The sequence below is a fragment of the Curtobacterium sp. MCBD17_003 genome, assembly GCF_003234885.2.
Taxonomy (GTDB): Bacteria; Actinomycetota; Actinomycetes; order Actinomycetales; family Microbacteriaceae; genus Curtobacterium.
Window position 1 is genome coordinate 2,213,334 of record NZ_CP126275.1, and the last position, 13,284, is coordinate 2,226,617.

The following is a 13,284-nucleotide window of genomic DNA, read 5'->3' on the forward strand; positions in this document are numbered from 1 at the left end:
TTTTGAAACTGTTCGTGCAGATCCCCGCCCTCAACGAAGAGGCCACGATCGCGTCCGTGATCGATTCGATCCCCCGCGAGATCCCCGGCATCGACGAGGTCGAGCTGCTCGTGATCGACGACGGCTGCTCCGATCGCACCGTCGAGGTCGCGCGCGAACACGGCGTCAAGCACTTCGTGCACCACACGACGAACATGGGTCTCGCGCGGTCCTTCCGGGACGGCGTCGACTACGCGCTCCTGCACGGCGCCGACATCGTCGTGAACACCGACGGCGACAACCAGTACCCGCAGGCCATGATCACCGAGCTGGTGCAGCCCATCCTCCGGCGCGAGGCCGACATCGTCATCGGTGACCGGCAGACCCGCACCATCGAGCACTTCTCGGCCTTCAAGAAGAGCATGCAGCAGTTCGGCAGCTGGGTCGCCAGCCGCGCGGCCGGCCTCGACCTGCCCGACGCCGCGAGCGGCTTCCGCGCGTACTCCAAGTACTCGCTCATCCGGCTGAACATCGTGACGCGCTTCAGCTACTGCATGGAGACCATCGTCCAGGCCGGGTACAAGCGCCTCGCGATCGCCAGCGTGCCGATCACCACGAACCCGAAGACCCGCGAGTCCCGCCTCTTCAGCAACATCTGGCAGCACATGTTCCAGTCGGGGTCCGCGATCGCCCGGGTCTACCTGATGTACCGACCCATGGCCCTGTTCGCCTGGATCAGCGTGCTGCTCGCCGTGTGCGGGCTCATCCCGTTCGTCCGGTACCTCGTCCTGCTGGCGGTGGACGGCGGGGGCAACCACCTGCAGTCGCTCATCCTCGGCGTCGTCCTCGTCATCACGGCCCTGCTCTCGATCGTGATCGGCGTGGTCGCCGACCTGACACGCCTGAACCGGACGTTGCAAGAGGAGACACTCGACCTCCAGAAGCTCGCCCGGTATGGCGATTGACGCCCCTCCGATCACCCGTCGCGAGCGCATCGCCGTCGTCGCGCTGACGGTCGCGTTCGGGCTGGTACTCGCGCTGTGGGCGGTCCTGACCCCGCTGTTCCACACGCCGGACGAGGCCGCCCACGTGGACGCCGTGGTGCACGTGGCGCGCGGCGACGGCTGGGCGGCACCCGGGCACCTCCGCTACGAGGGCGCGACGGTCCAGGCGCAGGCGCTCGTGGGACACGTCCCGACCGACCAGGGCCCGACGTGGGGCGCGCTGGAACGCCGGTACACGCACGAGACCGGCGTGAACCAGATGACGCAGCACCCGCCGACGTACTACGTGCTCGCCGCCGGTGTCCTGCACCTCGTGCACTACGAGCACCTCCGGTTCGACCTCGTCGTGCTCACCCTGCGGCTGTTCGACGCCCTCCTCGTGCTCGCACTCCCCCTGCTGGCGTGGGCGACGACCCGACGGCTGACGGGCTCACCCGCCGCGGCGCTCGTCGGCGGGGCAGCCGTCCTCGCGGTGCCACAGGTCGCACAGATCGGTGCCTCCGCGAGCAACGACCCGCTCGTCATGCTCGCCGGTGCGCTCGTCACGTGGCTCGGGGTCCGGGTCGTGACGGGCGACGTCCGACGCCGCACGCTCCTGGCGCTGTCGGTCGCGCTCGGACTCACGGTCGCGTCGAAGGCGACGGGTCTGCCCGCGATCCCGTTCGTCGCCGTCGCCGCGTTCTGGTCCGGGGTCGGTGTCCTCCGTCCCGTGGTGCGCGCGGTCCGGGCGCTCGTCGCGCTCGCCGTCGCCGGGGTGCTCGGCGGCTGGTGGTGGCTCCACAACATCGTCGTGTACCACGCGCTCCAGCCGAACGGACTCATCGCCCTCCGTCCGGACGAGCCCTGGACCGGCGGGGCGACGCCGAACTTCGGCCAGTTCTTCAACAGCGAGTGGACGGGCCTCGGACCGACGTTCTGGGGTGACTTCGGACGCGCTCAGTTCCCGATGACCCCGGTGCTGACGGACCTGCTCACGATCGTCGGGATCGGCGGGATCGTCGTGTGGGGGTTCCGGCGCGGCCCCGCGCTCCGCTCGGCGATCGCGCTCGCGGTGTTCCCCGCGTTCCTCGTCGCGACCCAGCTGCTCAACAACTGGCAGAGCTACGACCGCACGCAGTTCATCGGCGGCGTGCAGGGCCGGTACTTCTTCCCGGGCATCGTGGCCCTCGTGGCGTTGAGCGCGCTCGCGTGGCGACGCGCCGTCCTGACGCCCGCAGGTCGCGCCCGGTTCGGCCGGGTGGCCCTGGTGACGGCCGTGCTCGTGGCCGCGTACGGCGTCACCGTCGGGTACCGCGGCTTCTGGGAGAAGAACCAGTTCCTCGTCACGCAGGACGGCCTCCACCGGCTCGCGAGCGTGAGTCCCGTCGGCGGCGCCGGCGTGACGGTCCTCACCGTGCTCCTCGGCGTCGCCCTCGTCGCGGCGGCCGTCACCACGTGGTGGGCGATCCCCGCAGCCGCGGCGGCGCGGACGCGCGCGGCGCGGAGCGAGGAGGTCCCGGTATGACCGCCGCCGAGCGCCTCCCGGCCACCGCGGTGGTCGTGCCGCGCCCCCGGGTGACCCGGCGCGAGGTCGTGGTGGTCGCGGTGGTCACGCTGGCGTTCGCGCTCCTGCTCGTCGTGTGGGCGCTCGTCACCCCGATGTTCCAGGCCCCGGACGAGGCCGCCCACGTCGACGCCGTGCTGCACCTCGCGCTCGGCGGCCACTGGGACGCCCCCGGGCAGCTGCACTACCTCAACGCGACGCGTGCCGCGGTCGACTCCGCCGCGTCGACCCCGCCCCTCCAGCGGCCCACCGTCGGTGCCCTCCTCGCGGCGCACCCTGGCGAATCGGTGCTCGTGGACCAGATGTCGCAGCACCCGCCCACCTACTACCTGGCTGCGGCGGTCGTCCTCCGGATCCTCCACCTCCACGACCTCCGGTGGGACGTCGCCGTCGTCGTGCTCCGCCTGGTCGACGCCCTCCTCGTCGCGCCGCTGCCGGTCCTGGTCTGGGCGACGGTCCGGCGGCTCACGCGGGCGCCGCGACTCGCAGCGGTCGCGCCGTTCGCGCTGTTCGCGGTGCCCCAGCTCGCGCAGATCGGTTCCTCCGTGACCAACGAGGCCCCCGTGTTCCTCCTGGGCGGCCTGCTGACGTGGTTCGGCGTCCGGATCCTCACCGGTGACCGGCGCTGGTGGACGACACTCGCGCTCGGGCTGACGTTCGCCGTGCTGGCGTCGGTGAAGGCCACGGGCCTCCCGGCGGTCCTGTTCGTCGCCGTCGTCGTGCTCGCCGCACGCGCCCTCCCCTGGCGGGCACGGCTGGCCCGCGCCGGGGTGGCGCTCGCGATCGGCGTGGTGCTCGGCTCCTGGTGGTGGGTGCACTGCCTCGTCGCCTTCCACACCCCGCTGCCGAACGGTCTCGCCGGTCTCACCCCGGTCACGCCGTGGCCGCCCGGCTCGACGCGGAACCTGGGACTCTTCGTCGACCAGCAGTGGGACGGACTGACGCGCTCGTTCTGGGGCGAGTTCGGCGGCTTCCAGTTCCCGATGACCCCGATCCTCACCGACCTCCTGTCGCTCGTGGCGCTGCTCGCGATCGCGTGGTCGTTCACCCGCCGGTTCCCGCAGCGCGGTGCCGTCGTCGCACTCGGCGCGCTGCCTGCGGCCGTGCTCCTCGCCGTCGTCGCGTACGACTGGCGGTCCTACGGTGGCCTGCACCAGATCGGCGGGACCCAGGGGCGGTTCCTGTTCGTCGCACTCGTCGCGGCGATCGCGATGAGTGCGGTCGCCTGGTCCGCGCTCGTGGTCCGGCCGGTGCTCCGTCGCCGGGCCGCCCGGGTCCTCGTCGTCGCGGCCCCGGCCGTCGGTGCGTACGGCTTGAGCGTCGCCTACCGGGGCGAGTACGAGCAGACGAACCTCGGGATCACGCGTCCCGGCCTCGCGCACCTCGCGTACACGACGCCGCTCGGGTCGCACGCCCTCGCCGTGGTCGGCGTCCTCATGGCGGTCGCGGTCGTCGTCGCGGTGGTGCTCGCGTGGCGCTGGTGCGGGCTCGGGTCCGGTCGGGACACGACCGGCCGGGAGGCCCCGCCCACCCCGGTCCCGTCGGTCACCGCCACGGGTCCCGTGACCGCGACCGACCGCCTCCCGGACGTCGACTGACGGAGCTCGGGACGCGACGACGCCCCGGCTCCTGGCGGAGGTCCGGGGCGTCGGGGTGCCGCGCGACGGGACGCGCGTCAGGCGTCGAGGAGGCGCTGCAGGTACACGCCGTACCCGCTCTTCGCGAGCGGTGCGGCGAGCGCGGCGAGCGCGGCGTCGTCGATCCAACCGTTCCGCCAGGCGATCTCCTCGATGCAGCCGATCTTGTGGCCCTGCCGGTCCTCGATCACGCGCACGTACTCCGACGCCTGCATCATCGACTCGAAGGTGCCGGTGTCGAGCCATGCGGTGCCACGGTCGAGCACCTGGACGTTGAGCGCACCGGCCTCGAGGTACCGCTCGTTGACCGTCGAGATCTCGAGCTCACCGCGGGCACTCGGCTCGATCGTCTTGGCGATCTCGACGACGCGGTGGTCGTAGAAGTACAGCCCCGGCACGGCGTAGTTCGACTTCGGCTCGGCGGGCTTCTCCTCGATCGAGATCGCGCGGAAGGCGTCGTCGAACTCGACCACGCCGTAGGCCTTGGGGTCGGAGACGTGGTACGCGAAGATCGTCGCGCCGTCGATGTGGGTGTTCTTGCGGAGGTTCGTGCCGAGGCCGACTCCGTGGAAGATGTTGTCGCCGAGGACGAGCGCGACGCTGTCGTCCCCGATGAAGTCCTCGCCGATGACGAACGCCTGCGCGAGGCCGTCGGGCGAGGGCTGGACCGCGTACTCGATCGTCATGCCGAGCGCGGAGCCGTCGCCCAGGAGCGCACGGAACTGGTCGTTGTACTCCGGCGTCGTGATCACGAGGACCTCGCGGATCCCGGCCATCATGAGCGTCGACAGCGGGTAGTAGACCATCGGCTTGTCGTAGATCGGCATGAGCTGCTTCGAGATGCCCTTGGTGATGGGCCACAGCCGCGTGCCGGAACCGCCGGCGAGGATGATGCCCTTCATCGCGATCAGGCCCCCTTCAGCGAGTCGTAGAACGACCGGGCGTCCGCCCACTGCGGCAGCAGCCCCTGTGCCTCGGCCTCGGCGAGCGTCGGCGCCTCGGTGTCCTTCGGGGACAGCAGCAGCTCGCCCGCCTCCTCCGGGAACGCGAGCCCGATGGCCGGGTCGACCGGGCTGATGCCGTGCTCGCGCGTGGGCTGGTAGACGTCCGTGACGAGGTAGGACACCGTGGCGCCCTCCGTCAGTGCGACGAAGCAGTGGCCCAGCCCCTCGGACAGGAAGATCGCCCGCCGGTCCTCGTCATCGAGGAGCACCGAGTCCCACTCGCCGTACGTCGGCGAGCCGACCCGGATGTCGATGACGAAGTCGAGGACCGCGCCGTGCGTCGCCGTCACGTACTTGGCCTGGCTCGGCGGGATGTCCGCGAAGTGGATGCCGCGGACGGTGCCGCGCTTCGACACGGACGTGTTCGCCTGCTTGAGGTCGATCGAACGGCCGGTGGCCTCGGCCAGGCGGTCGAAGCGGTACCACTCGAGGAACACGCCACGGTCGTCCCCGAACTGCTTCGGCGTGATCTCGTAGCTGTCGGGGATCTTCAGTTCGCGGATCTGCACCCCGAGAGCGTAGCAAGGCACCGGTTCGCGCCCTCGCCCGGGAGCGGCGCGGCGCGGGTCGGCGGGTGGGCGGGGCGGGGCGGTGGCCCATCGGTAAGCTCGCCGACGATGGAGGTCCGGATGCCAGTCACCCGCACGGAGCGCTGGACGATCGGCTCGATCACCGCGGCGTTCACCCTCCTGCTCGTCGTCTGGGCGCTCCTCACGCCGCTCTTCCAGGCGCCCGACGAACTGCCGCACACCGGTGCCGTCGTGGCGATCGCCACGGGTGAGGGCTGGCCGGCGCCGGGCGCACTGCGGGTGTCGAACGCGCTCCTCGCGGCCCGCGCCGAGGTCGCGACGACCGCGCCGGCCGACCGGGGCACCTGGGCCGAACTCGTCCGTGCCGCCCCCGGTGCGAGCGCCGGAGCGGACCAGATGACCCAGCATCCACCGACCGCCTACGCCCTGGCGGCCGTCGTGCTCCGCGTGGTCGGGTTCGAGGACCTGCGGTGGGACCACGTGATCGTCGTCCTCCGCCTCCTCGACGTCGCACTCGTCGCGCCGCTGCCCATGCTCGTCTGGGCTGCCGGCCGTCGCCTCACGCGGTCCCGGCGGTTCGGCCTCGTCGCGGCTGCGGCCCTGGCGGCCGTGCCGCAACTGGCCCAGATCGGTTCCTCGGTCACGAACGACGCGCTCGTGATCCTGCTCGGCGCGGTCGTGACCTGGCTGACGGTCCGAGTGGCCACCGGCGATCTCCGGTGGCGCACCACGGTCGCACTCGGCGCCGCCCTCGGCGTCCTGGTGGCCACGAAGGCGACCGGGTTCCCCGCCGTCCCGCTCGTCGGCCTCGCCTTCGTCGTGGCCACCACGGCTCGTCTCCGCGTACGGCTGGGACGTGCGGCGGTGGCCCTCGCGATCGGCGCCGCGCTCGGGGGCTGGTGGTGGGTCCGCAACGTCGTGCGCTACGGCACCGTCCAGCCGAACGGGCTCGCCGGCACCTGGACGGCGTCGCCGTGGGCCCCGGGCCAGCAGCGCGACCCGGGGTTCTTCCTGTCGAGCGAGTGGTCCGCGCTCACGACGTCGTTCTGGGGCCGGTTCGGACTCCTCTCGTACCCGATCGACCCGGTCGTCGTGGTGGCGCTCACCATCGCCGGACTCGTCACCGTGGTCGCCGCGGTCGTGCTCCGGTCACGGTGGCGTGGACCCGTGCTCGCGCTCGTGACGTTCCCGGCGGTGTCCCTGCTCCTCCTCCTGGCGAACAACTGGCAGTCGTACGGTCGGCTGCACCGGATCACCGGGGCGCAGGGGCGGTACTTCTTCGTGGCGCTCGCCGCGCTCCTGCTCGTCGCCGCCGTCGGCGGACTCCGTCTGCTCCCGGCGCGCTGGTGGCCCGTCGCCGGTCGGGTCGTCGCGGTCGGGGCGCCCGTCATGGCGGTCTACGGACTGTCCGTCGCCTACCGCGGCTTCGACGAGGGCGCGGCGCTCCGTGTCACCCGCGCCGGCCTCGCCCACCTCGCCGCGACCACCCCGCTCGGTGCGCCGGTCCTGCTCGCGGCCGTGTGCCTCCTGGCCGTCGCCGGGAGCGCGACGGTCGTCGCGGTGTGGCGATCGGCCGGCCGCGGGAGCGACGTCGGAACGACCGCCGTCGGCGCGGGGCCGGACCGCCCGTCGCTCCGACGAGCCCCCGCGGCGTCCCGCTAGAATCCTCGGCGACCCTCCGCCAGACCGTTAGGAACAGTCCGTGAAGATCCTCGTCACCGGTGGAGCCGGGTTCATCGGCTCCAACTTCGTCCGACGCACGCTCGAGGACGCCTACCCGGGCCTCGAGGGCGCCGAGGTCGTCGTCTACGACGCGCTGACCTACTCCGGCAACGAGCAGAACCTCGCCCCGGTCGCCGACTCCCCGCGCTACACCTTCGTGCACGGCGACATCACCGACGCGGCCAAGCTCGACGAGGTCGTCCCCGGCATCGATGCGATCGTGCACTTCGCCGCCGAGTCGCACGTGGACCGTTCCGTGCGGGACTCCGGCGTCTTCGTCGAGACGAACGTCGTCGGCACCCAGCGCCTCCTCGACGCGGCCCTGCGGCACCGCACCCAGCGCTTCGTGCACGTCTCCACCGACGAGGTCTACGGCTCGATCGCCGAGGGCTCGTGGACCGAGGACCGGCCGCTCGAGCCCAACTCCCCGTACTCCGCGTCGAAGGCCGGCAGCGACCTGCTCGCGCGCAGCTACCACCGCACCCACGGGCTCGACCTGTCGATCACACGGTGCTCGAACAACTACGGCCCGTACCACTTCCCCGAGAAGGTCATCCCGCTGTTCGTCACGAACCTCATCGACGACCAGCACGTCCCGCTGTACGGCGAGGGCGACAACATCCGCGACTGGCTGCACGTCGACGACCACACGCGCGGCATCGCCATGGTCCTGACCCGGGGCCGCGCGGGCGAGATCTACAACATCGGCGGCGGCACGGAGCTCACGAACAAGGAGCTGACCCAGCTGCTGCTCGACGCCACGGGCAAGGACTGGTCGTACGTCGACCGCGTGGCCGACCGGCTCGGGCACGACCTCCGCTACTCCGTCGACATCTCGAAGATCCAGGCCGAGCTCGGCTACGAGCCCCTCGTGCCGTTCGAGCAGGGCCTCGCCGACGTCGTGCAGTGGTACCGCGACAACCGCGCGTGGTGGGAGCCGCTCAAGGAGCGTGCGGCGCTCGCATGACCCGGTACCTCATCACCGGCGCGGGCGGCATGCTCGGCCAGGACCTCCAGCAGGCGCTCCTCGGGCGGGCGGTGACCGCGCTGACGCGTGCCGAACTCGACATCAGCGACGGCAGCGCCGTCGGTGCCGCGGTCGAGGGCCACGACGTCGTCATCAACGCGGCGGCGTACACGAAGGTCGACGACGCCGAGACCGACGAGGCCACGGCGCGGCGCGTCAACGCCCAGGGCGCCGAGATGCTCGCCCGGGCCGCGGTCCAGTCCGGCGCCCGGCTCGTCCACGTGTCGACGGACTACGTGTTCGCCGGCACGGCGACGACGCCCTACGCCGAGGACACGCCGACTCACCCGGTGAGCGCCTACGGTCGCACGAAGGCCGAGGGCGAGGCGTTCGTCCGCTCCGTCGCCCCGCACTCGTCGTACATCGTCCGGGGCGCGTGGCTCTACGGCGCCGGCGGCCCGAACTTCGCCAAGACGATGCTCCGGCTCGCGGCGTCGCACGACACGGTGAGCGTCGTCACCGACCAGGTCGGCCAGCCCACGTGGACGGGCGACCTCGCACGGCAGATCGTCGCGCTCCTCGACGCCGACGCTCCCGCCGGGGTCTACCACGGCACGAACAGCGGGCAGGCCTCGTGGTTCGAGTTCACCAAGGCGATCTTCGCCGAGGCCGGCCTCGACCCGGAGCGCGTGCTCCCGACGGACAGCAGTGCGTTCGTCCGTCCGGCACCGCGTCCGGCCTACAGCGTGCTCGGGCACGACGGCTGGGCGGCGGCCGGGATCGCGCCGATGCGCGACTGGCGGGACGCCCTGCACGCCGCCGCGGCAGCGGGGGTCCTGACCGCCTGAGGGTCGCCGGGCGCCGTCGCGGCCCGGCGCCGCCCTGGGCCATCGCGCCCTGCGCCGACCGCGTTCAGCGCCGGGCGAGCCGCTCCTCGAGCGGGGCGACCACCGCGGCCGGTCGGAACCCGGCGGCACGGCTCCGGGCGGCCCTCCGGAGCGCCGCCAACCGATCACGGTCCTCGGCGAGACCGCGCAGCGCCGCGCCGAGCGCGTCGGCATCCCCGGGCGGCACGAACAGCGCGTCCTCCCCCAGCATCCGTCGCTGCGGCGGTGTGTCGCTCGTGACGATCGCGGTACCCGCCGCGGCGCACTGGTACACCTTGTTCGGCACCACCCGGAGCGCCTTGTCGGTCGTCCCGAACACGCCGAGACCGACGTGGTGCGCGGCGACCACGGACGGCAGGTCGGCGGCCTCCACCCAGGGCGTCCAGGTGACGTCGGGTCGGTCGCCGACGGCCGCGCGCGTGGCGTCGAGGTCCTGACCGGCCCCGATCATGGAGACCTCGACGAGCCCCTCGGGGAGGCCCGCGAGCGCGTGCCCGATCACCGCGGCCCCTTGGAGGGGCGTGAACAGTCCGAAGAACACGACGCGGACGGGTCCGTCCCCGGGCTCGGGCGCGGGCTCGACCGCGGACCACTCCGCGGGCGCGCCGACGGGCACGACGACCGCCTTCGACCGCAGCGCGGCCGGCACGAGGTCCCGGTGTTCCTCGGTGTCGAGGACGATGACGTCGGCGATGGTGAGGGCGGCGCGGTCGAGCCACCGGAGGGCGCGCTGGACGACGCCACCGCCGACGCCGCGGTCGGCCGCTGTGTCCGCGGCGAAGATCAGGTGGTCGAGCACGATGGTGGTCCGGGGGAACAGCGCTCGCGCCAACCAGACGTCGAAGTGCCCCATGTACCCGACGAGCAGTGCGTCGGGACGACCGGCGGCGCGGACCCGCAGTGCCCGGACGGCGAGCCGGCTCCACGACGACAGCAGCCGCACGGCCATCCGGACCGCCCCGGTCCGCGACCCGAGCATGGCCACGCGGTCCCGGGTGCTCAGGCCGAGCGGCACGTTCGCCTCGACGACCCGGTGGCCCCGGGCACGGAGGCCCTCGACGAGCACCGTGACGCGCGGGTGGTTCGCCGCCTGGTACGTCCCGAATGCGAGAATGCGCACGTGGCCTCGTGTCCTCCCTGCCCGGGCCGATGCGTCATCGGCCGCGAACTACCCTAGGTGATCATGACCACGAGCCCCGAGACGCCGCCCGCCCCGCGACGCAGCCGCCGGACCGTCATCCGCGTCGTCGCCCTCGTGCTCGCACTGGCGCTGTGCGTGGCGTTCCTCGTGCCGCGCGCGGACGACATCGCCGCCGCCTTCGCGCGGCAACGTCCGGCGCCGCTCGCGCTCGCACTCCTGCTCGGGTTCGCCGCGACGTGGGTGACGTTCCTGTCCTGGCGGAGCCTCCTGGCCGGCGCGGGGCACCGCCTCCCGCTCGGTGCCGCGCAGCGCGTGTTCTTCCTGTCACAGATCGGCAAGTACATCCCGGGCTCGGTGTGGCCGATCGTCGCGCAGGCGGACCTCGGCCGCGAGCACAAGGTGCCCGCGGCCAAGAGCGTCGCCGTCGGCATGCTGACCCTGCTCGTCAGTTGCGGTGCCGGCGTCTGCGTGGCGGCCGTCACGATCCCGTTCGTCGCCCCCGGCGCCTTCCGGACCTACTGGTTCGTGCTCCTGCTCGTGCCCATCGTCGTCGCCGCACTCCACCCGTCCGTGCTCGGCTTCGGCATGCGCCTGGCCTCGCGGGTGACGCGTCGGGAGCTCGGTCAGCTCACGATCCCCTACCCGACCCTGGCCCGCGCGTTCGGGTGGGCGGCGCTCGCCTGGGGGCTGTTCGGCACGCACATCGCCCTCGTCCTGTCGCCGCTCGCGCACCTCCGCCCCGGCGTGTTCCTGCTCGTGATCGGCGGCTACGCGCTCGCGTGGCTCGTCGGCTTCGTCGTGTTCTTCCTGCCGGCCGGGCTCGGCGGGCGGGAGGCCACGCTCACCGCGCTGCTCGTGGCGGGCGTGCCGCTCGCCAGCGGGACCGCGGTGAGCGTCGCGGTGATGTCCCGGGTGCTGCTCACGGTCGTCGACGTCGTGTTCGCGGCCGTGTTCGTGCTGAACCGGCGGCACCGTCCCGTGCCGCCCGTCGCGGTCCCGACCGAGCGGGACGACCTCGGCGCGCTCGGCTCTCGCGGAACTCCAGGGCAGCACTGATAGGTTCGTGCGGCCTGCCGGGGACGTCCGCGGGCCGAGCGAGACCGGGTCCGACGCGTCGTCGGCGAACTCCAGGAGACCGAACAGCCCCATGACCACCCTCCGCGTGATCGTCGACCAGATCGTGGCCCCGGTGCCGGGCGGGATCGGGCGGTACGCCGAGGAACTGACGCGGGAACTCATCGCCACCGCACCGGCGGGCTGCGACGTCGAGGGCATCGTGTCGGCCGTCGACGCCGGGGACCTGGCGCACATCCGGACGCTCCTGCCGGGCCTGGCGGACCTCGAGCGCCTGTCGCTGCCCCGCCGCGAGCTCTCGCTCGCCTGGCAGGGCGGGTTCGCCCACGGCGCCAGCCGCGGGATGGTGCACGCGCCGAGCGTGCTCGCCCCGTTGGTCAAGCACGACCGTGGTCTGGAGCCGGGCCGGCAGACGGTCGTCACGGTGCACGACGTCGTGCCGTGGACCCACCCCGAGACCCTGACGCCCCGCGGTGTCCACTTCCACAAGGCGATGGTGAAGCGCGCGTACAAGTACGCGGACGCCGTCGTGGTGCCCACGCACGCGGTCGCGGCCGAGCTCAACGAGATCCACCGGTTCGAGGACCGCCTCCGCGTGATCGGTGGAGCGCCGAGCGGGCGACTCCGGGTCCCGGTCGACGCCGACGTGCGGGCCGAGCGCCTGGGCCTCCCGGAGACGTACGTGCTCGCGGTGGGGACGCTCGAACCGCGCAAGGGCCTCGGGCACCTCATCGCGGCGATGGCGCGCCCCGATGCTCCCGCCGACCTCCCGCTCGTCATCAGCGGTCCGGACGGCTGGGGCGACGTCGACGTGGCCGGCACGGCCGCCGCCGCGGGCCTCGCCCCGGACCGCGTCAAGGTCCTCGGACGGATCGAGGACGCCGACCTCGCGGTCGTCTACGCCCGCGCGTCGGTGTTCGTGTTCCCGAGCCTGGCCGAGGGCTTCGGCCTGCCCGTGATCGAGGCGATGAGCCTCGGCACGCCGGTCATCCACTCGGACGCGCCGGCCGTGCGCGAGGTCGCCGCGGACGCCGCGGTCGTGGTCGACACGAACCCCATCGAGACGTACCCGGAACGGCTCGCCCACGCGATCTTCCAGGTCGTCGGCGACCAGGCGCTCGCCGCGCAGCTCCGGGTCGCCGGTCCCGACCGCGCGCGCATGTTCGATTGGCGCGACTCGGCCGCCGAGGTCTGGCACCTGCACGCCGACCTCTGAACGGCACGCGCGGGAGGCCCGTCACCGGCCTCGCCGCGCCGCCCGGGACGCCGTGGTCGGCCCGGCACCCCTCAGAGCTGCGCGCGGAGCGCCGCCGCCTTCTGCTCGACGAGGTCCTCGAGTCCCGCGGCGTAGTCGGCCAGACGCGCGGAGACGGCGGCGTCGGCGGAGCCGATGATGCGGGCCGCGAGGAGCCCCGCGTTGGCCGCGCCGTTGATCGAGACGGTCGCCACGGGTACTCCCGCGGGCATCTGCACGATCGACAGCAGTGAGTCGAGGCCGTCGAGCCGCGCGAGCTGCACGGGAACGCCGATGACGGGCAGCGTCGTCACGGCCGCGAGCATGCCGGGGAGGTGCGCCGCACCACCCGCGCCGGCGATGACGACCTGGATGCCGCGACCGGCGGCCTCCCGACCGAACCGCATCATCTTGTCGGGCGTGCGGTGGGCGGAAACGACGTCCGCCTCGAACGGGATGCCGAGCTCGGTCAGGATCTCGGCGGCCGCGCGCATCGTCGGCCAGTCCGAGTCGGATCCCATGACGATCGCGACGAGCGGGGACGACGGTGCGGTGGTGTCGG

At 72.9% G+C, this 13,284-nt stretch carries 12 protein-coding genes; 8 read left to right on the plus strand and 4 right to left on the minus strand.

What is annotated here, in order from left to right:
* Window positions 1–14 precede the first annotated feature (14 nt).
* The 3 genes from DEI88_RS10425 to DEI88_RS10435 are packed head-to-tail and all read left to right on the plus strand — an operon-like array spanning window position 15 to window position 4,124.
* Window positions 15–944, plus strand: coding sequence for a glycosyltransferase family 2 protein (locus DEI88_RS10425; RefSeq protein ID WP_375334619.1), 930 nt, complete (start codon window positions 15–17; stop codon window positions 942–944).
* Entirely contained in the window at window positions 934–2,487 is a 1,554-nt protein-coding gene (locus tag DEI88_RS10430; RefSeq protein ID WP_111071371.1) for a DUF2142 domain-containing protein, read from the plus strand. The genes DEI88_RS10425 and DEI88_RS10430 overlap by 11 nt, the downstream gene beginning before the upstream one ends.
* The gene (locus DEI88_RS10435) at window positions 2,484–4,124 is read left to right on the plus strand and encodes a DUF2142 domain-containing protein (RefSeq protein WP_111071370.1); all 1,641 of its coding nucleotides are present in this window, start codon (window positions 2,484–2,486) and stop codon (window positions 4,122–4,124) included. The genes DEI88_RS10430 and DEI88_RS10435 overlap by 4 nt, the downstream gene beginning before the upstream one ends.
* 77 nt (window positions 4,125–4,201) lie before the next feature.
* Here the strand turns inward: DEI88_RS10435 and rfbA are convergent, their stop codons facing one another.
* Window positions 4,202–5,065, minus strand: coding sequence for a glucose-1-phosphate thymidylyltransferase RfbA (gene rfbA / locus DEI88_RS10440; RefSeq protein ID WP_111009537.1), 864 nt, complete (start codon window positions 5,063–5,065; stop codon window positions 4,202–4,204).
* 5 nt (window positions 5,066–5,070) lie between these two features.
* A complete protein-coding gene (locus DEI88_RS10445; RefSeq protein ID WP_111009536.1) occupies window positions 5,071–5,676 on the minus strand; it encodes a dTDP-4-dehydrorhamnose 3,5-epimerase family protein in 606 nt (201 codons plus the stop codon).
* Window positions 5,677–5,796: 120 nt separating this feature from the next.
* On the opposite strand from DEI88_RS10445, the gene DEI88_RS10450 reads away from it, so the two are divergent.
* The 3 genes from DEI88_RS10450 to rfbD are packed head-to-tail and all read left to right on the plus strand — an operon-like array spanning window position 5,797 to window position 9,234.
* Window positions 5,797–7,359: a DUF2142 domain-containing protein gene (locus tag DEI88_RS10450; protein WP_181441171.1), complete on the plus strand. Its 1,563-nt coding sequence runs from the start codon at window positions 5,797–5,799 to the stop codon at window positions 7,357–7,359.
* A gap of 40 nt (window positions 7,360–7,399) precedes the next feature.
* The gene (gene rfbB / locus DEI88_RS10455) at window positions 7,400–8,386 is read left to right on the plus strand and encodes a dTDP-glucose 4,6-dehydratase (protein ID WP_111013465.1); all 987 of its coding nucleotides are present in this window, start codon (window positions 7,400–7,402) and stop codon (window positions 8,384–8,386) included.
* Entirely contained in the window at window positions 8,383–9,234 is an 852-nt protein-coding gene (rfbD, locus tag DEI88_RS10460) for a dTDP-4-dehydrorhamnose reductase (protein WP_111071368.1), read from the plus strand. Before rfbB ends, rfbD begins: the two co-directional genes overlap by 4 nt.
* Before the next feature lie 64 nt (window positions 9,235–9,298).
* Here the strand turns inward: rfbD and DEI88_RS10465 are convergent, their stop codons facing one another.
* Window positions 9,299–10,393, minus strand: coding sequence for a glycosyltransferase (locus DEI88_RS10465; protein WP_220038111.1), 1,095 nt, complete (start codon window positions 10,391–10,393; stop codon window positions 9,299–9,301).
* Window positions 10,394–10,456: 63 nt separating this feature from the next.
* On the opposite strand from DEI88_RS10465, the gene DEI88_RS10470 reads away from it, so the two are divergent.
* Together DEI88_RS10470 and DEI88_RS10475 are read left to right on the plus strand one after the other, a co-directional pair.
* Entirely contained in the window at window positions 10,457–11,470 is a 1,014-nt protein-coding gene (locus tag DEI88_RS10470; protein ID WP_146242879.1) for a lysylphosphatidylglycerol synthase transmembrane domain-containing protein, read from the plus strand.
* Between the two features lie 91 nt (window positions 11,471–11,561).
* Window positions 11,562–12,704 carry a glycosyltransferase family 4 protein gene (locus tag DEI88_RS10475; RefSeq protein WP_111071367.1) on the plus strand — a complete coding sequence of 381 codons (1,143 nt, stop codon included), beginning with the start codon at window positions 11,562–11,564 and terminating at the stop codon, window positions 12,702–12,704.
* 71 nt (window positions 12,705–12,775) lie between these two features.
* Here DEI88_RS10475 and purE read toward each other — a convergent pair whose 3' ends face one another.
* Window positions 12,776–13,243 carry a 5-(carboxyamino)imidazole ribonucleotide mutase gene (gene purE, locus DEI88_RS10480; protein ID WP_111009629.1) on the minus strand — a complete coding sequence of 156 codons (468 nt, stop codon included), beginning with the start codon at window positions 13,241–13,243 and terminating at the stop codon, window positions 12,776–12,778.
* Window positions 13,244–13,284 lie beyond the last annotated feature (41 nt).

Coding starts and splice junctions, on each gene's coding strand:
- rfbD (WP_111071368.1), top strand. CDS start 8,383: ATGACCCGGTACCTCATCACCGGCGCGGGCGGCATGCTCGGCCAGGAC.
- DEI88_RS10435 (WP_111071370.1), top strand. CDS start 2,484: ATGACCGCCGCCGAGCGCCTCCCGGCCACCGCGGTGGTCGTGCCGCGC.
- DEI88_RS10430 (WP_111071371.1), top strand. CDS start 934: ATGGCGATTGACGCCCCTCCGATCACCCGTCGCGAGCGCATCGCCGTC.
- DEI88_RS10470 (WP_146242879.1), top strand. CDS start 10,457: ATGACCACGAGCCCCGAGACGCCGCCCGCCCCGCGACGCAGCCGCCGG.
- DEI88_RS10450 (WP_181441171.1), top strand. CDS start 5,797: ATGCCAGTCACCCGCACGGAGCGCTGGACGATCGGCTCGATCACCGCG.
- purE (WP_111009629.1), bottom strand. CDS start 13,243: ATGGGATCCGACTCGGACTGGCCGACGATGCGCGCGGCCGCCGAGATC.
- DEI88_RS10475 (WP_111071367.1), top strand. CDS start 11,562: ATGACCACCCTCCGCGTGATCGTCGACCAGATCGTGGCCCCGGTGCCG.
- rfbA (WP_111009537.1), bottom strand. CDS start 5,065: ATGAAGGGCATCATCCTCGCCGGCGGTTCCGGCACGCGGCTGTGGCCC.